16 protein-coding genes and 1 pseudogene are annotated in these 17,949 nt (G+C 67.8%); 5 read left to right on the forward strand and 12 right to left on the reverse strand.

All coding sequences use genetic code 11. The features are described 5' to 3' along the window. A pseudogene (locus J0J01_RS19080) lies at window positions 1–109 on the forward strand (IS110 family transposase); the annotation flags it as partial. Between the two features lie 50 nt (window positions 110–159). Here the strand turns inward: J0J01_RS19080 and J0J01_RS19085 are convergent. Both J0J01_RS19085 and J0J01_RS19090 read right to left on the reverse strand, forming a co-directional pair. Then, on the reverse strand, window positions 160–1,323 hold the full coding sequence (locus tag J0J01_RS19085) for an iron-containing alcohol dehydrogenase (protein WP_296383786.1): 1,164 nt from the start codon (window positions 1,321–1,323) through the stop codon (window positions 160–162). Continuing rightward, window positions 1,320–2,684 (reverse strand): glutamine synthetase, encoded by a 1,365-nt coding sequence (locus tag J0J01_RS19090; protein ID WP_296383464.1) that lies wholly within the window; start codon window positions 2,682–2,684, stop codon window positions 1,320–1,322. Before J0J01_RS19090 ends, J0J01_RS19085 begins: the two co-directional genes overlap by 4 nt. A gap of 252 nt (window positions 2,685–2,936) precedes the next feature. Here J0J01_RS19090 and J0J01_RS19095 point away from each other — a divergent pair, with 252 nt between their 5' ends. The 4 genes from J0J01_RS19095 to J0J01_RS19110 are packed head-to-tail and all read left to right on the forward strand — an operon-like array spanning window position 2,937 to window position 7,501. Beyond that, window positions 2,937–4,127, forward strand: a complete 1,191-nt coding sequence (locus J0J01_RS19095; protein WP_296383465.1) for a cyclic nucleotide-gated ion channel — start codon at window positions 2,937–2,939, stop codon at window positions 4,125–4,127. 50 nt (window positions 4,128–4,177) lie between these two features. Continuing rightward, window positions 4,178–5,584 (forward strand): mannose-1-phosphate guanylyltransferase/mannose-6-phosphate isomerase, encoded by a 1,407-nt coding sequence (locus J0J01_RS19100; RefSeq protein WP_296383467.1) that lies wholly within the window; start codon window positions 4,178–4,180, stop codon window positions 5,582–5,584. Beyond that, entirely contained in the window at window positions 5,584–6,549 is a 966-nt protein-coding gene (locus J0J01_RS19105; protein WP_296383468.1) for an amidinotransferase, read from the forward strand. Before J0J01_RS19100 ends, J0J01_RS19105 begins: the two co-directional genes overlap by 1 nt. A gap of 13 nt (window positions 6,550–6,562) precedes the next feature. Further along, window positions 6,563–7,501 carry a LysR family transcriptional regulator gene (locus J0J01_RS19110; protein ID WP_296383470.1) on the forward strand — a complete coding sequence of 313 codons (939 nt, stop codon included), beginning with the start codon at window positions 6,563–6,565 and terminating at the stop codon, window positions 7,499–7,501. On the opposite strand, the gene J0J01_RS19115 is transcribed toward J0J01_RS19110, so the two are convergent. From J0J01_RS19115 to J0J01_RS19160, 10 genes are all read right to left on the reverse strand, one after another. After that, on the reverse strand, window positions 7,441–8,277 hold the full coding sequence (locus tag J0J01_RS19115; protein ID WP_296383472.1) for a hypothetical protein: 837 nt from the start codon (window positions 8,275–8,277) through the stop codon (window positions 7,441–7,443). The two genes, J0J01_RS19110 and J0J01_RS19115, sit on opposite strands and share 61 nt — an antisense overlap. 193 nt (window positions 8,278–8,470) lie before the next feature. After that, window positions 8,471–9,469, reverse strand: coding sequence for an acyltransferase (locus tag J0J01_RS19120; RefSeq protein ID WP_296383475.1), 999 nt, complete (start codon window positions 9,467–9,469; stop codon window positions 8,471–8,473). Between the two features lie 131 nt (window positions 9,470–9,600). Continuing rightward, window positions 9,601–10,893, reverse strand: a complete 1,293-nt coding sequence (locus J0J01_RS19125; protein WP_296383476.1) for a glycosyltransferase — start codon at window positions 10,891–10,893, stop codon at window positions 9,601–9,603. A 27-nt stretch (window positions 10,894–10,920) separates the two neighbouring features. Then, a complete protein-coding gene (locus J0J01_RS19130; protein ID WP_296383478.1) occupies window positions 10,921–12,168 on the reverse strand; it encodes a glycosyltransferase family 2 protein in 1,248 nt (415 codons plus the stop codon). A gap of 6 nt (window positions 12,169–12,174) precedes the next feature. Then, the gene (locus J0J01_RS19135; RefSeq protein WP_296383480.1) at window positions 12,175–12,894 is read right to left on the reverse strand and encodes an ATP-binding cassette domain-containing protein; all 720 of its coding nucleotides are present in this window, start codon (window positions 12,892–12,894) and stop codon (window positions 12,175–12,177) included. Then, window positions 12,891–14,159: an ABC transporter permease gene (locus tag J0J01_RS19140; protein WP_296383482.1), complete on the reverse strand. Its 1,269-nt coding sequence runs from the start codon at window positions 14,157–14,159 to the stop codon at window positions 12,891–12,893. The genes J0J01_RS19135 and J0J01_RS19140 overlap by 4 nt, the downstream gene beginning before the upstream one ends. Beyond that, on the reverse strand, window positions 14,159–15,157 hold the full coding sequence (locus J0J01_RS19145) for an HlyD family efflux transporter periplasmic adaptor subunit (protein ID WP_296383484.1): 999 nt from the start codon (window positions 15,155–15,157) through the stop codon (window positions 14,159–14,161). The genes J0J01_RS19140 and J0J01_RS19145 overlap by 1 nt, the downstream gene beginning before the upstream one ends. A 62-nt stretch (window positions 15,158–15,219) precedes the next feature. Then, window positions 15,220–16,362, reverse strand: coding sequence for a polysaccharide biosynthesis/export family protein (locus J0J01_RS19150; RefSeq protein WP_296383486.1), 1,143 nt, complete (start codon window positions 16,360–16,362; stop codon window positions 15,220–15,222). Between the two features lie 79 nt (window positions 16,363–16,441). Further along, window positions 16,442–16,801 (reverse strand): STAS domain-containing protein, encoded by a 360-nt coding sequence (locus tag J0J01_RS19155; RefSeq protein ID WP_296383488.1) that lies wholly within the window; start codon window positions 16,799–16,801, stop codon window positions 16,442–16,444. Next, window positions 16,798–17,943 (reverse strand): glycosyltransferase, encoded by a 1,146-nt coding sequence (locus tag J0J01_RS19160; protein WP_296383490.1) that lies wholly within the window; start codon window positions 17,941–17,943, stop codon window positions 16,798–16,800. The genes J0J01_RS19155 and J0J01_RS19160 overlap by 4 nt, the downstream gene beginning before the upstream one ends. Between the last annotated feature and the right edge of the window lie 6 nt (window positions 17,944–17,949).

The following is a 17,949-nucleotide window of genomic DNA, read 5'->3' on the forward strand; positions in this document are numbered from 1 at the left end:
TGCCGGCAAGAAGCCCAAGGTCGCCATCGTCGCCGTCATGCGTAAGCTCATCGTCACCCTCAACGCCATGAGCCGACACAACCTCCCTTGGCAGCCTGCCGGCGCTTAGGCCAAAAGACAGTTGCTCCCCATATGAATGGGGAGGAAAGCTCAACGCCATCACAGCCTCCCGTTCACTGCTGCCTCGTACATCGTGCGCATCTCCGGGACGCCGGCCTTGATCGGATTGCCGCCGGCGGTCGGATCGGCCGCGGCCATCTCGGCGAACTTGTCGAGATGCTCGACCTTCACGCCGAGCTCGGCCAGCGTGTGCGGGATGCCGATCTCGCGCCGAAGATCGAGCGTCCATTGCATGAAGCCGTCGAATGTCGGGTTGCGCAGGTCGAGCCAACGCGCCAGCCGCACGATCTTGTCCTCGATCGCGATGCGATTGAATTTCACCACGTAGGGCATGGCGACCGCGTTGGTCAGGCCGTGATGGGTGTCGAGCACCGCGCCGACCGGATGCGACAGCGAATGGATGGCGCCCAGCCCCTTCTGGAAGGCGGTCGAGCCCATCTGCGAGGCGGCCAGCATGTGGCCACGCGCCTCGAGGTCGCGGCCGTCCTTGACCGCGCGCGCGAGGTTCTCCTTCACCAGCCGCATGCCTTCGACCGCGATGCCTTCCGCGTACGGGTGATAGCCCGGCGCGCAGTAGGCCTCGAAGCAATGGATGAAAGCGTCCATGCCGGTGCCGGCGGTGAGCTTCGGCGGCAGGCCGACCGTCAGCTCGGGATCGGCGATCACGATCGACGGCATCATCCTGGGATGGAAGATCACCTTCTTGGTGTGCGTCGCCTCGTCGGTGATGACCGAGGCGCGGCCGGTCTCCGATCCGGTGCCGGCGGTGGTCGGCACGGCGATGGTCGGCAGGATCCCGGCGGGATTGGCGCGCGTCCACCAGTCGCCGATATCCTCGAAGTCCCACATCGGCCGCGTCTGGCCGGCCATGAAGGCGATCGCCTTGGCCGAATCGAGGCCCGAGCCGCCGCCCCAGGCGATCACGCCGTCATGCTTGCCGGCGCGCAGCACGCGGATGCCGGCCTCGACGTTGCTTGCCACCGGGTTGGGCTTCACTTCGCTGAACAGCGCCACCTCGAGGCCGGCCTTGCGCAGGCCGACCATGGCATCGGAGATCATCGTGAGCTTCGCGAGCCCGGGATCGGTCACCAGCAGCGGGCGCCGCAGCCCGACGGCCTTGCAGGCATCGGGCAGTTCCTTGATGCGGCCCGCGCCGAAGCGGATCGAGGTCGGATAGTTCCAGTTTCCCACCAACGCCATCAGATGATTTCCATGTAGCGGTCGAGCTCCCATTCGGTGATGGCCTTGCGGAACTCCCGCTCTTCCCATTCACGCGTTGCAGAATAATGATCGACGAAGGCGTCGCCGAACAGATCGCGCGCCGCTTTCGAGGCCTTCAGCCGGCCCGCCGATTCCATCAACGTGCGCGGTAGCTGCCATTTCGCCGGATGCTTCTTCTCGTAGCTGTTGCCGGCGATCGGCTCGCCGGGATCGACCTTGTTCTCGATGCCCCACAGGCCCGAGCCGACCGCGGCGGCGAGCGCCAGGTAGGGGTTCGCGTCGGCCGCGGCGATGCGGTACTCCACGCGTGTCGACTTCGGCGAGGCCGGGATGACGCGCAGCGCGCACGTGCGGTTCTCGACGCCCCAGGTCGAGACGGTCGGCGCCCAGAAGCCGGGGATCAACCGGCGATAGGCGTTCACCGTCGAGGCGACCATGCCCAGCGTCTCCGGCATCAGCGCCTGCTGGCCGCCGACGAAGTGGCGCATGGTCTTGCTCATGCGGTGCGGCGCCTTCTCGTCGAAGAAAACCGGCTTGCCGTCCTTCCACAACGACATGTGCATGTGGCCGCCGCAGCCCGGCCAGTCCTTCGACCACTTGGCCATGAAGGTGGCGAGCCAGTCACGCTTCTGCGCCAGCACCTTGGTGAAGAGCTTGAACAGCGCGGCGCGGTCGGCTGCCTCCAGACCGTCGGCGACGCGCAGCGCCGCCTCGAGCACGCCGGCGCCGGTCTCGGTGTGCAAGCCCTCGATGCCCATGTCCATGGTCTCGCACATGGCGAGCAGGTCCTTGTACCAATCGCTCAGCACCGAATTGCGCAGCACCGAGTAGCCGAAGAAGCCGGGCGAGATCGGCTTGAGGTTCTTGTAACCCTTCTCGCGGATCGAGAAGGCCGTTTCGGCGAAGACGAAGAACTCGTACTCGAAGCCGACCTTGACCTCGTAGCCGAGCGTCTTCGCGCGGGCCATCGTCCGGCGCAGCACGGCGCGCGGGCAGATCTCCTCGGCCGGCCCGGTGAACTCGCACAGGAACATCAGGTTGCCGGGCTCGGTGGAGATCTCGCGGCAGGTCTGCGGCAGGATGCGGACGTTGGCGTCGGGATAGGCGGTGTGCCAGCCGGTGTAGCTGACGTTGTCGTAGAGCTGGTCGTTGCTGTCCCAGCCCAGCACGACGTCGCAGAATCCCATGCCGCCCGCGAGAGCCGACTTGAACTTGTCGATGTGCAGGTATTTTCCACGCAAAACCCCGTCGATATCGTGGACGCCCACCTTGACGTGGCTGAGACCGCGCTGCTTGACGATCTTCAAGGCATCGGCGGCGGTCTTGACCTGACGCGGTTCCATACCCTCTCCCCTGCTCGCGGGCGGCAGACTAAAGCACATTCCGTCCGGCTGTAATCAGCCGGACGGAATGTGCCCTGTGGACCGAGCATCGCCAGTGCGCGCGTTTCCGAGCAGATGGAACCGCAAGCGGTTCCATCTGCTCGGAAACCGCTCTAGCGGCAGAGATGCCGGGGAGGCCAGCGCGGACGCTCCACAAGGCCCGTCCGGCCGGGCCAAGTTGCAATAGGAAGGCCAAGCGACCAAAGTTTCGCCGTGGCGGCAACGGCACCCTCGACGCGGGCACGCGTCCATTCGATCTTCCGGCACTCCGAGATGGGCCGTGGCGGGCGCCGCTGGCGCGTCTTGCATCTGACCGTCCTCGCCGCCGGTCTGCTGGCGATCGCGATCTCGTCGATCGACGGCCTGCCGATATGGACCGACGACGTGCTGACCGCGATCGTGGTGCTGGTCGCCGTCGTCTTCTTCGGCGAGTACCTGGTGCGGCTGTGGGCGGCGCCGGAATCGAACCGCTTCGCCGGCCTGTCGGACGGCATGGCGCGGCTGCGCTGGGCCCTGTCGATCAACGGGCTGATCGGCCTGCTGGCGGTGTTTCCGGTGCTCGCCATCACCTTCAGCTCGATCCACGCCGGCAACGAATGGGCGCCGATCTTCTGCGTCTTCTGGATCCTGAAGCTCAGTGTCCACGCGCCGGCGATGACCACCCTGGCGCGGGTGATCGCCAACGAGCGCGCAACGCTCGCCAGCGTGGTCATCATCTTCGTCATGGTGCTGGTGACCGCTGCCGCCCTGGCGCACATGCTGGAGCGCGAGCTCCAGCCCAAGGTGTTCGGCAACATCCCCGAATCGCTGTGGTGGGCGGTGGTGACGCTGACGACGACCGGCTACGGCGACGTCGTGCCGAAAACCGTCGGCGGCCGCATGGTCGGCTCGTTGGTCATGGTGAGCGGCATCGTGGTGCTGGCGCTGCTGACCGGTATCCTGGCGACCGGCTTCTCTGAGGAGGAGCGGCGGCGCGAGTATCTCCGGGTCTGGGACCAGGTGACGCGGGTGCCGATGTTCGCCGAGCTCGGAACGGTCACCCTGTCGGAGATCGTGAGCAAGCTCCGGGTGAGGCACTATCCGCCGCGCATCGTCGTAGTGCGCCGCGACGAGCCGGGCGATTCGATGTTCTTCATCTCCGAAGGCGAGGTCGAGGTCCGCCTGCCGCGCGGTTCAGTGGCTCTGCGGCAAGGCGGCTTTTTCGGCGAGATGGCCCTGCTCGACCGGCTGCCGCGCAGTGCCACGGTCGTCACTACCCAGCCCACGACCCTGCTCGTTCTCTACGCCAGCGACTTCTACGAGGTCGCGGCCAATATCCCGTCGCTGGTCGAGGCGGTCGAGCGCGAGGCACGGCGGCGGCGCGCCGAGAACCAGGGCGCGCCGGCAAAGGTGGAAACTCCGTGACGGCCGGGGCCATTGGCCCGGCCCCGCCCTTCGGCTATATCGCGGCCCGTATGTCGCTCATTACCCCCGTCATCCTGGTCGGCGGCTCCGGCAAGCGCTTGTGGCCGCTGTCGCGCGAGAGCATGCCCAAGCAGTTCGTGCCGCTGCTCGGCAAGCAGTCGACCTTCCAGCAGACCCTGATGCGCGTCGCCGACCGCGGCCTGTTCGGCAAGCCGGTGATCGCCACCAATGACGCCTATCGATTCATGGCCGAGCAGCAGGCCAAGGAGATCGGCGCGGAAATCGACATCGTGATCGAGCCGGAGCGGCGCGATTCCGGCCCGGCGATGGCGGCCGCCGCGGTCTATGCACGGACCCTGCAGGCCAAGGCCGTGCTGGCGATGGCGTCCGACCACATGGTGATCGGCGACGAGGAGTTCCGCTCCGCCTGCCGCGACGGCATGGCGGCGGTGGAGCGCGGCGGCATCGTCACCTTCGGCATCCCGCCGACCGAGCCCAAGACCGACTACGGCTACATCCGGCCCGGCGGCGAGCAGATCGGCCCGGTGCAGAAGGTCACGGCCTTCGTCGAGAAGCCCAACGCGCAGACGGCGCTGCGCTACATCGCCGAGGGCCTGTTCTGGAACGCCAGCTACTTCTTGTTCGCGCCCGAGGTGCTGCTCTCGGAGATGGCGCGCTTCGAGCCGGCGATGGCCGCCGCCGCCGAGGAAGCCGTCGCAAAGGCCCGCAAGACGGGTTCGACGGTGTTCCTGGACGCCGACGCCTTCAAGAAGGCGCCAGCCAAGTCGATCGACTACGCAGTGATGGAGCGCACCGACAAGTGCTGGGTGATACCGGCAAAGTTTCGCTGGTCCGATTTGGGCACCTGGGACGCGCTGCTCGATGTCGGCAACGCCGATTCCGAGGGCAACGTCACCGAGGGCCCGGTCGAGATCGACCATGTGCGCAACTCCTACGTCCGCTCCGACGGGCCGCTGACCGCGGTGATCGGCGTCGAGGACGTGGTCGTGGTGGCGATGAACGACGCCATGCTGGTCGGCCATCGCAACAACCTGCCGCGGCTGAAGGACGTCGTGCAGCGCATGACCGACGGCAAGCACCGCGCCGCCACCGAGCACGTCGTGATGCACCGGCCGTGGGGCAGCTACCAGGACATCGACCGCGGCGAGCGCTTCCGCGCCAAGCGGCTGACCGTGAACCCCAAGGGCAAGCTCAGCCTGCAGAGCCACAACCGCCGCGCCGAGCACTGGGTCGTGGTCAAGGGCACCGCCGAGGTAACGCTCGACGGCAAGATCATGACCCTGCACGAGAACGAATCGATCTACATCCCGATGGGCGGCATCCATCGCCTGGCCAACCCGGGCAGCGAGCCGCTCGAGGTCGTCGAGGTGCAGACCGGCGACTACCTCGAGGAAGACGACATCGTCCGCTACGAGGACATCTACGCGAGGGTCTGATGGCGAATTTCGGTGCCCACCATGAATGGGGCAAGCTGCGCGAGGTCGTGATCGGCCTCTCGCCGGCCGAGGACTTCGTGGTCTTCTACGAGGAGTCGATGCGCTGGCAGCGCCCCGAAGAGGCCGAGTTCAGCCGCCAGCACGCCGGCCGCCGCCTGATCGAGCTCGATCCCGAATGGGCCGAGCGCATCGAGCGCCAGGCCGATGCCCTCGCCGAACTGGTCGCGCGCGAAGGCGTCACCGTCCATCGGCCCGAGCGCCTGCGCGGCGCCGAACGGACCTTCCTCGCCCCCAACGGCGAGGGCGCGCAGCTCTTCTCGCGCGACGGCATGATCGTGATCGGCGAGCATGTGATCGACGCCTCGCTGCGGCTGCTCTGCCGCCAGCGCGAGCGCTACGGGCTGCGGCCGCTGATCCAGCGCATGGTGTCGGAACGCGGCGCGCGCTGGTCGAGCGTGCCGCTGGGCTCGCCTGCTTGCGTCGACGGGCCGTTCCTCGAGGGCGGCGACACGCTGCTCAACGGCTACGAGGTCTATGTCGGCATGTCGGGCTGTGCCTCCGATATGGCCGGCATCGACTGGCTGCAGGCGCTGCTCGGCGCGCCCTACCGCGTGATCCCGGTGGCCCTTCGCTCCTTCGTCCTGCATCTCGATTGCGCCCTGGCGCTGGTAAAGCCCGGCCTGCTGATCTGGTGTCCCGAGAAGTTCGTCGACGGCCTGCCGATGTCGCTGCGCGACTGGGATGCGATCGCGGTCTCCAAGGACGAGGCGACCAAGCTCGCGACCAACGGCCTGATCCTCGAGGAAGGCCGCATGATCGTCGACGCCGACAACGCGCGTGTGATCGGCGAGCTGCGCCAGCGCAAGATGGACGTGATCCCTATTCCCTTCGACGGCCCGATCCGCGTCGGCGGCGGCATGCGCTGCGCTCACCATCCGCTGTGGCGCGAGAGCGTGCTGGCCTGATCGGGCGCACGCGATGATCGACCTCAACGCGGTCCGGATCTTCGTCAAGGTCGTCGAGGTCAACGGCTTTTCCGGCGCGAGCCGCGCGCTCGGCCTGCCCAAGTCGACGATCAGCCGCAAGGTGCGGGAGCTGGAAACCGTGCTCGGCCAGCGGCTCGCGCATCGCAACACCCGCGGCCTGGCCCTCACCGAGGCCGGACGCAGGCTCTATGCTCGCTGCCGGGAGGCCGCCGAGGACATGGCGTCGGCGGTCGAGGAAGCACGCCAGCCTCCGGCGGGGCTGGCCGGACTGCTGCGGATCACGGCCCCGGTCGGCATCGGCCAGACCAAGGTCCAGCCGAGCCTCGTGCGATTCCTCGCCCGGCACCCCAAGGTGCGCGCCGAGCTTGCGCTCAGCGACGAGCGGGTGAACGTGGTGAGGAACGGCTTCGATCTGGCGCTGCGGATGGGCGAGCTCGACGACTCCAGCCTCAAGGTGAAGCGGGTGGCGGTGTTCGAGCGCATCCTGTGCGCCAGCCCGGCCTATGCCGCCGAGCATGGCGTGCCGGCCGATCCCGAGGGCCTGAAGGGCCACGCCTGCATCGCCATCAGGCCCGAGGCGGCGACGTGGGAGCTGCAGGGCCCCGACGGACGCCGGCGCGTGCCGATCTCGTGGCGGCTGTGCACCAACAACATCGCCGCCGTCCGCGCCGCCGCCCTCGACGGCGCCGGCATTGCCGAGATGCCGCTCCATCTCGTCGGCGACGACCTGGTCGCCGGCCGACTGGTGCACGTCCTCAAGCAATGGCCGCCCGTCGCCACTGCGCTCTCCGCCCTGTTTCCGGCCGGCGCGCGGACCGCGCCGGCCGCCAAGGCATTCGTCGAGTTCCTGGCGATGGAGCTGCGGACCGTTCAGACCGGAACGATCTTGCAGAAGAACGGCATCGGCGAGGTGACGTCGCGCCGCGCATAGCAGGACTCCATGACCTCCCTGAAGCCGGGATCGTGGAGCGTGCCGATCAGGAAGTGCTTGATCGAATCGCAGTGCGCGTAGTTCACCAGCAGGATCGGCTGCTCCTCGTCGAGCGCCACCAGCGGGAAGGACGAACGGATCTCCGCCACCTCGAGGAACCACGGCAGCGCGTCCTGCCAGGCCGTCCAGACGACGTCGACGCTGCCGGGGCTCGGAAACAGGTTGAAGAACTGGATGACGTTCGGATCGCGCGAGACGCTGGCGTAGCGCTTCATGTTCTTGAAGGCGCCGATCGTGGTCGCCGTCGAGTGCGCCGCGAGCTCGTCGAAGCCGTCCCGGCCCTCGCGCCATCCTGCGACCGCGTCCTGCGCCTGCTCCGGGAGCTCGAACTCGACGAGCAGCACCCAGTCTGCCCGCGGATTGGAGAGCACCAGCGAGGAGACCATGCCGGCCGCCGCCTTCGTCTGCTCGCGCGAAGCCGCCGCCTTCAGCAGCCCCTCGCAGACCGGCTGGTCGAACGGCATCGCACCCCCCAGCTCGTCACGGTCGATGTGGCGATAGGCGGTGATGTCGCCGAGGCCGATGTCGCCGGTGCCCTCGCGCAGCGCCCGGGCGAACTCGCGGATGTCCGGCAGGCAGGCCTTCGGTTGCGGCGTCTTGAGCGTGATCACGGCGAAGCCGGACGAAACCGGGCCGGTCCTGATCGCCTCCGTGCGGCTGGCGGCGCCGGGGTTATAGAGCGCGGGATACGGGAACTTGGTGAAGTCGAAGGACATCGTCGTCTTTTCCTCTCGAAGGCATATGCAATGACGAGAGGAGAGTGAGAGAAGTCCGGGAAGCGAAGAAGATCACAGTCTGGAACACCGCTGTTCCAGCAGCGGTACCCGATGCGAGCTCTACACTGGGGCTTCACACCATGAAGATGACGCGCGCGGCACATTTGCGAGAACGCTACCCGGAAATAGAAGGTCAAGCCCCTTCTGTAGCCCTTTGTTCGGAGCGGCGAAGCGAGGCGGCCCATCGAATGCACGGTGCCTCGATGTAGCGATAGCTCAGCCAAGCCAGCGCGAAGGTGATCGATCCAACCTTGAGGAAGGTCACGAGAGGATTGTGCGCCCCGTCCAGACTCGCCACGATCAGCAGCACCAAGTAGTGGAAGACGTAGGTTCCGTAGCTGATCGTGCCGAAGAAGCCGAAGCGCCCAAGCACGTCAGACCCGTGCGCGAGGCCCAGAATGGCGGCGGCGGCGATCAGTCCCCACAACTCAGGCGGGATGATGCCCTCCCAGAAAGGTACGTCCCAAGTCGACTTGATGGCCTCGCCGAACATGGCGGCGACCAGGATGGCGCCGAGGATGACAATCGACGCAGCCGATGCCCATCGCTTCGGCTTACCGGTCGGGATCTGCGCCGCCGCCACCCCGATGGCGAAATGCATGCCATAGAATGGGCGCACGATGCCGCTGCTGGGCATAGGGATGAACCAGAAGAAATCGAAGAATACGGCGACGGCCGCACACAAGGCAATAAACGGGCCGACTCCCAGCAGACTGCGCATCAATACGAGCGCCGCAATCAACGCATACCCAACCGCTTCCTGAGAGAGCGTCCAGAAATGGATGTCGCCGCACTTGAAGGTCAGATGCTCGAGGAAAGTCGCCGCAATGCCTTCGAACTTGGCCGCTTCGTCGGGCCGCAGGACGGCGTCATAGAGCCAGTTCGGCACCAGGGCGATGACGACCAGCACGACGGCGTACAGGGGAACCAAGCGCGCCGCGCGACGCATTGCGTAGGGCCCGAGCTGGTCCGGCCGCATACCGTTCCGGTAAAGGCTTGCCAGCAGGTACCCGCTTAGGACGAAGAAGAAGAAGACCGATACGGATTCAATGTGGACGATACCGCAATGACCGATCATGACGCCGATGGCCAAAAGGCCCCGAAGACCGTGCAGGTTACGGTTGAACGCCACGCGGACATTCTAGCCGGGGCAAGAGCTCGGCTGAAATAAGTCCGGTATCAATTGCATCTGACGCCGCGCATCGGGCGGTGACGAAGATCACCCTCTGGAATACCGTTGTTGCAGCAACGGTTCCGTCCCACCTAAGCGCCCTTCTTCGGGGTCCGGTCGAAGACGACCGGCTTCGGCGGCGCGAGCGCTTTCTTGATGTGGACCCAGAGGCTGCGGGTCACCATCGCGACCTGGCCACCGACGAAGCGCAGCAGCACGATGGCGAAGCGGCCGGGCGACATCTCGCCGTGGCGGATGAAGTTGTGGCCCGCCCGCAGGAAGGTCGTGGCGCAGAAGATCACCCACGCCACCGTGACGACGAACGCGGTCAGGAGCGCCGGGATCAGCGCCGGGTTGAGCAGGCCGGCGAGAACGCCGCAGACCACGCCGACCAGCAGCACCGGCTGGTTGAGCGACATGCAGAGATGGAGCAGCGCCGCTCCCTTGGCGGCCGGGCCGATGTCGCGGCTCTTCACGATCACCGGGAACATGCGCAGCGAGACGTGGCGGAAGCCGTCCTGCCAGCGCTGCTGCTGGCGCAGCCAGGTCTGGGTGTCGGCCGGCAGCTCGCCCGGCACCGCGACGCTGGTCAGGAACACCGCGCGCCAGCCCTTGACCCAGCCGCGATAGGTCAGATCGAGATCCTCGGTGACGGTGTCGCCCTTCCAGCCGCCGCCCGCCTCGACCGCGGCGCGCTGCCAGATGCCGCAGGTGCCGTTGAACGGCAGCGGATGACCGGCCCACCAGCGCGTCGCCTGCTCGATGCCGAGATGGGCGTCGAGCGTCACCATCTGCATCTCGGTGAGCGCGTTCTCGTGCGGATTGAGGAAGTCGAAGCGCGCCTGCACGAAGGCGGCTTTCGGCTCGGCCTGGAACACCGCCATGACGCGGCGCAGGAAATCCGTCGGCGGCACGTAGTCGACGTCGAAGATGGCGAAGTAGTCGTACGGCGTCTGCTGCATCGCCTCGTGCAAGGCGCCGCCCTTGTAGCCCGAGCGGTCGGTGCGCTGCAGCGCCACCACGTCGAAGCCCTGGTCGCGCAGCTCGGCCGCGACGGTGCGGGCGATCTCCGCCGTGGAGTCGGTGCTGTCGTCGAGGATCTGGATGTGCAGCCTGTCGCGCGGCCAGTCGAGCCTGGCCGCCGCCTCGACGCCACGGCGCACCACCGGCCCCTCGTTGAAGGACGGGATCTGCACCACGACGTGCGGCAGCTCGGCGTCGGGCGGCAGCGGCGTCGCCAGCAGCGCCCGCTCGCGGGCCAGCCCGGCCGGCTTCAGCCGATGGTGCAGCAGCACCATGTAGAGCAGGCTGCCGATGAAGGCGGCCAGCAACAGGCAACAGGCGCCGAACACGACGGCGAGGAGACAGGCCACGGAGGCGATCACGTCAGGTGCCAGATTCAGGTGCCAGACTCAGGTGCCCGTTTTGGGCGTGCGGTTGAACTCGGTCTTGCGGCCGAACGCGGCACCGATGATGGCGCCGGCATTGGTCCCCGCAAGATACACGATCAGCGCCGGCACGCTGAACGCCGTCACGATATAGTGCGCCAGCCCGCCGCGGCAGAGCCGCCGCCAGCCGGCCCAGGTCATGCCGAACAGCACCGCCAGCATGCCGAGCAGCCAGAGCCACAGCAGGAAGCGGAACAGGCCGGTCAGATGGCCATGGCCCAGGATCGACACCACCAGCGCGACCACGCCCACCGCCAGCGCCGGGAAGACCAGCTGCTGGCCGAGCGCGACCGTGGTGGTGAACTTGGCCGCGTCGGACCAGGCCGAGCCCCAGATCTGCGGCAGGAGCTTGCGCGCGACCTGCACGAAGCCCTTCGACCAGCGGCTCTGCTGGGCGCTGAAATCCTCGAGCCGCTGCGGCAGCTCGCCGACCACGTGCGGCTCCATCAGGAACAGGCCGGTCCAGCCCTCGAGATGGGTGCGCAGCACCAGGTCGAGGTCCTCGGACAGCGTGTCATGCGACCAGCCGCCCGCTTCCTCGACCGCCGCGCGGCGCCAGATGCCGCCGGTGCCGTTGAACTGGAACGGCACGCCGCGGCGCGCCCGCACGTCCTGCTCGACGGCGAAATGGGCGTCCTGCATCAGCCGCTGGGCGCGCGTCAGCCAGTTCCGCTCGCCGTTGCCCCATTCGATGCGGGTCTGCACGAACGCCGCCTTCGGCTCGGCAAGCAGCGCCGCCATCGCCCGGCGCAGCCAGTCGCTTGGCGCCACGAAGTCGGCGTCGAACACGACGACGTAGGGCGCCGGATCGAGCGCCATGCCGGCGGCGAGCGCCCCGGCCTTGAAGCCGCCGCGGTCGGCGCGGCGGACGTGCTCGGCATCGATGCCGTCCCTGCGCAGGCGGTTGATCGCGTGGACGGCGATGTCGGACGTGAGGTCGGTGCTGTCGTCGAGCAACTGGACCTTGAGCTTGTCGCGCGGCCAGTCGAGGCCGCCGGCCGACAGCACCGCGCGCTCGACCACCATCGGCTCGTTATAGACCGGGATCTGGACCAGCACGCGCGGCAGCTCGGCATCCGGAGGCAGCGCCGGCAGCTCGGCCCGCTCCGGCTGCTCGGCCATCCAGACCAGCAGGCAGATGAAATAGGCTGCGAGCGCGAACTGCACGGCGAGGCAGAGCAGCACCACGAGGTCGACGGCGAACAGCAGCACGATGGCTCAGTGGTAGTGGATCGGGACTTCGAAGCAGCGGCCGTCCTCGATATGGAGGCGGCGGCTCGCCACGTCGAAGATGCGCTCGTCGTGGGTCGACAGCACCACGGCGCACTTGGCGCGCATCGCGAGATCCCTGAGCTGGTCGACGACGATCCGGCCCGCCACGCGGTCGAGCGCCGAGGTCGGCTCGTCGGCGATGATCAGGTCGGGCAGGCCGATCATGACCCGGGCGATCGCGACGCGCTGCTGCTGGCCGCCCGACAGCTCGTCGGGCCAGGAATCGGCCTTGTCGGCGAGGCCGAGCAGGCCGAGCAGATAGCGCGCCCGCCGCTCGTCCCACGCCGGATCGGCGAGCGGCGTGGTCGAGACGCCGGCGATGACGTTCTGCAGCGCCGTCAGCGACGACAGGAGGTTGCGCTTCTGGAACAGGAAGCGGATGCGGTTGCGCAGCGCATCGAGCGCGGGGCCGACGACGCCGGCGGTGTCGGCGCCGAGCAGATTGAGCTTGCCCTCGGACGGCCGCCGCATCGTGCCGAGGATGGTGAGCAGCGTCGTCTTGCCCGAGCCCGACGGCCCGGTGACGATGACGATCTCGCCCTCGCGCACCTGCATGTTGATGTCGAACAACACGTCGACGCGCTGTGGGCCGTCGCCGTAGTGGTGATGGATGTCGACCGCCTCGACGACCGCCGGACCCAGGACGTGGCTGTCGACCATGGTCATTCGAACAGCATGATGGGATCGACCTTCCACAGGCGCCGGATCGCGAACACGCTCGACACCGCGGTCATGACGATCGACGCGACCAGCGCCACCACCATCTCGCGCAGGCCCATCGTCATGCCGAGATGGATCGTCGCCTCGGCGATGCCGTAGACCAGGCGCGCCAGCGTGAAGGCGACCAGGAAGGCCGGCGTGATGATCGCCGCGCCGATCTGCCCGATCATGCAGAGGAAGAACCACCAGTCGTAGCCGAGGCTCTTCAGGATGGCGTATTCGGGCAGATAGAAGCGGATGATCTGGTACTGGGCGTAGTAGATGAACACCATGCCGATCATCAGGCCCATGACGAAGCCCAGGTCGGTGATGTAGCCGACCGGCGTCTCGCGCGACCAGTACTGCTTCTCGCGCGCCTCGAACTCCTCGCGGCTGATGACCTCGCCGCGTCCGATCAGCGCGTTGTTGAGCTGCTTGCGGACCGCGGCCGGGTCGGCGCCCGGCACGAGCTGGATGCCGATGAAGGCGGGCCGCTCGGAGTACCAGCTGCCCATCACCTCAGCCATGGTGCCCTCCGACATGATGACCGCGCCGTCGTTCACCACGTTGGGCCCGATCGCCACGGTGCCGACCACGAACATCTCGCGCAGCAGGTTGCGCACGTCCGGCGGGCCCAGCACCGGCACCTCGACGCCCTTGTCGGCGACCTCGGCCAGATCGCCGAAGTACGGCCGCGAATCGCGGTCGAACAGGATGCGCCGCAGCTCCCGCAGCTTGTAGAGATTCTCCTTCAGGCCCGGCACGTCGATCGCCGGGCGCTCGACGTCGATCGCATACCAGGCGAGCCGCCGCGAGGTCGGCATACCGGCATGGCCGAGCGACATGACGCCGAACCAGAACGGGCTGGTGCCGGCGACCGACGGATTGGTGGCGACGATGTCGTTCATCGCGGCCGGCACCTCGGCATGGATCTGCAGCGACTTGAAACCGGGCGGCACCAGCACCAGGTCGGCGACCACCGCGCGATGGACGCGGATCGACGAATCGTAGACGGCGCGCTCGATGCCGAGCTGGGCGAACACGACCAGCAAGCTCGCGGTCACGCCGGCCAGCGACAACAGCGTGCTGGTGCGCTGGCGGCGCAGCTGCTGGGAGCCGAGCGGCATCGCCGCCGCGGTCTTGGCGGCGGCGCGCAGATGGGCGAACGAGAAGTGCGGCCACCGCCTGCGGCGCGGCTGCGGCGAGGCGGCGGCAGGAAGGATGAGCGCCATCAGAGGAAGGTGACGCGCGTCTCGCGGCCCAGCACCTGCGGCATGCCGGAGGGGTCGTCGAGCTTGATCTCGACCTGCACGACCCGCGCGTCGGTCGAGGAGCCGCCGTCCGGCTCGATGCGCTGCATGCGCTTCACCGAGGGCGCGATGCGGACGATCGTGCCGCGGTAGATCGTGGCGTTGCCGCGGAACGTGACCTCGACCTTGCCGTCGGTGACGACCCGGCCGAGATGCAGCTCGTCGACGTCGGCGAACACGCGCATCTGGCTCATGTCGACGATCTTGACGATGCCGTTGGGCGACACCCGCTCGCCCTGGCGGCTGTAGATCTGCACCACCACGCCGTCGATCGGCGAGCGGACCAGCGCCTGCTCGCGGCTGATCCGGTCCTGGTCGAGCTTGGCCTGGGTGATGCTGATATCGATGTCGGTCTGGGCGAGGTCGCTGGACAGCGTCTCCTTCTGGACGCGCAGCTTGGCCTGCTCGCGCTCGAGGCTCTGCTGGGAGATGCTGAGCTCGAGCTGCTTCTGGTCGGGCGGCTTGCCCGAACGCGTCATCTCGAGGTTCTTGAGCTTGAGTTCCTCGGCCGACGACTTGACCACCACCTCCTGCATGGCGATCTCGGCGGTGCGATAGCCGTTGACCATCGATTCGCGCGTCCGCTCGTGCTTCTGCAACTGCGCCTCGGTCGTGCGGACCGTGATGTCGGCCTTGGCGAAGGTCGACATCACCGCGACGACCTCGTCCTTCTTGACCTTCTGGCCTTCGCTGACGCGCAGCTCCTGCAGGACGCCGACGCTCGACGGGTCACCGGCGATGACGACCGTGCCGGCCGGCGCGTCGGTGTAGCCGCGCGAGATCAGCGGTCCGGTCGGCCGGATGCCGTCCTGCGCGCTGCTGGTCTGCCGGGTCGGTGCAATCCAGAGAGCCAGGGCCGCGACCACGAACAGGATCGCGACACCCGTTGCACCCCACCTGTATTTTTCCCGTCGCGCCATGCGAATCCGCTTCCAGTTACCCCAGCCCAGTCCGCACGTTCAGTCCGCCAGAAGGCAGTCCGTCAGAAGGACGTGGACGGGATCACAGTGCCCCTCGTCACGCTGATGATCGAGAAGGTTCTGTAAAGGGCCGTCACGATCTTATTGTACTCGTAAAGTGGCGCATTCGTGACATACACCACGTCGCGGGGCTGCATCCCGAATTGCTGAGCGACGAAGATAGACACTGGCTGGCTGAGGTCCAACCGAAAAACACGGGCCCTTGCCCCCGGATTGTTCTGGATATCTCCCATCCGGAAGAGGAATACGCCGGTCTTGTTGGCGCGCTCGTCGGTCAGGCCGCCGACCGAGCCCAGCGCCTCGAGCAGGTTCATGTTGGCCTTGGTCATCTCGACGTTGCCGGCCTTCGTCACCGCGCCCAGGACCGTGTAGGTGCGCGCGTTGGGCCGCACCACGATCTCGTCGTTCTTCTCGATCGGGATGTCGGCACCGGCGAGGAGATCGGACCACTGCGTCGTCAGGATGACCTGGCCGTTCCGGCGCACCACGACCTCGAGCTGATTGCTCTGGGATCCACCCTGCACCGAGCTGGCATAGACACCGCCCGCACGGTTGATGGCATCGACGACCGAGCGCACGTTATCCAGGATCGAGATACGGCCGGGCTGCTTCACATCGCCCGAGACCATCACAGTGTGACTGCGGTCGGCGACGAACTCGACGATCACCTGGGGATCCTGCGCCTTGCCCTTCGCCCGCTCGGCGATGCGCTGCTCGATCTGGCCAAGGTCCAGGCCGGCGACCGGTATGGTGCCGATATAGGGCACGTTGATCGTCCCCTGATCGGTCACGCGTTGCGTGCCGAGATCGGCACCCGGCTGCTGGATGGTGGGAAAGATGCTGCCGGCATAAGGCTCGAAGATGCGGACCCTGAGCACGTCGCCTGGCGCCACCGCGATCCGGGCGCCCGCGGACGTGTTGGGGGTCGAGGCCTTGTCGAGGCTGGGCACCGGCCGGAACGCCACCACGCTGGTCGGCGTGAGGTCGATCACGTCGAACGGCAGCGCCTCGGTGCTTGACGCTTGTGATCCGCCCATCCATGGCCCGTCGCCAGGCACCACCTGGCAGCCGCCGAGTGCGAGCGCCAAGCCAAGGCCAACGAATACGGGACGCGCGACGGGGCGCAGCCAGGTCCAGATTGTCAAAGCCCGATCTCCACCCGAAGCGGCTAGCATCGCTGCCCCGCCCAAAGCCCCTTGGTCTTGCCTCAGCCTGAGCAGGTAATTAACCCGCAGTCCGGCGCTGGTGCAAGCGGTTGGAGCCTGCCCCGCCTGTTGAGTTCAACCGGTCAGAAGCCTCTTCGAGGCTTTCGGCGACCTCGAGAAGCTGGGCGAAGCCGCTGACCTCCAAACAATCCACCGCCGGCCCGGTGAAGCGGCAGAACACGACGCGCGCGCTGATCTCCTCCGCGCCGTGCAGGACGCCGGCCAACGCGCGCACGCCGGCGGCGCTCATGTAGCCGACCGCGCTGCCATCGACGATGATCCGCGCGCCGGGGCGCATTGCCGCGCGCAACATCTGCTCCGCTGCAGCCGCAGTGGTCGAATCCATCCGCTCGGGCAGCTTGATGGTGTCGATGCTCATGCAGAAGTCCCCATGCGGCCACGCCAGCCGCTGCCGAGATCGGTGCCGCGCCAGTCGATCCGCCGGCTGCTCAGCGCCCGCAGCATCAGGATCGGCGCCAGCGCCTCGCGGATCAATGTGGCGACCGCGGCGCGCCCACCGAACGACAGACCGCGTCCCGTCGTGAACCACCATTCAGCCGCGAGCCACGCCGCGGTATGCAGGACCAGACCGATCAGCAAGCCGCCCGCCGCGACGCCGGCCGCCGCCAGCGCGACCAGCCCGGCGATGGCCGACACCGCCCAGCCGATCGCCGGCTCCCACAGCACCAGCGGCCAGACCGGCAGCCTCAGACGCGTGCGTGCCCAGCGGACCTGGCGCCGCCACACCACGGCGCCGTCGCGACGGCCGAGCGGCAGCGGCGGCATGACATCGCCCAGCCGCGTCTTCAGGCCGAGCTCGCGCACCGAGCGGGTGACCGAGTAGTCGTCGGCGATCCAGCGGTTGAAGCCGCGCCAGTTGCCGATGCGCTGCAGGGTGTCGAATGACATCAACGTGACACCGCCGGACGCCACCGCGAGTCCGAGGCGGTCTGCCGCGAGCAGGAAGCGCGCCTGGTGGCCGTTGATGTAGGCGCGCTCGAGCTCGGCGGCGAAGTTGTCCGGCGCCACCGCCGCCTTGAGCGCCAGCACCAGCCCGACCGTCTCCGATCCGCCCGTGTCCGCGAGGGGCGCAGCGGCGCGGCAGAGCGTGGCCGCCTCCAGGAGGATGCCGGCGTCGCACAACGCCACGACCGGGCGGCGCGCCGCCTCGAGGCCTTTGCGCACGTTGTTCATTTTTGGATTGAAGGTGGTGTCGCTGCCGACCAGCACCGGCGCCTCCGGCCACTCGGCGCGCAGCGGCGCCAGCGCGCCATCGTCGGGCCCGGCGACGCAGATCAGAACCTCCGCGCCCTGCTCCGCCAGCGACCTGAGCGCGGCAACGTAGGCAGGTGCTGCGTCGGCGGCGCCGTTCATGGGCGCGACGATGCTGAAGTCGGCAGTGCGATGGCGAGGCGGCGTCTCACGGCGCGGGCTGCGGGCCAGGGCGGCGCTCAGCCACTGGACGGCCGATGCGGTCGCCCACCACGCGCCGCCGATCCAGACCACGAGGCCGGCCTCCATCGGCCG

This window comes from Reyranella sp., assembly GCF_017305915.1.
Taxonomy (GTDB): domain Bacteria; phylum Pseudomonadota; class Alphaproteobacteria; order Reyranellales; family Reyranellaceae; genus Reyranella.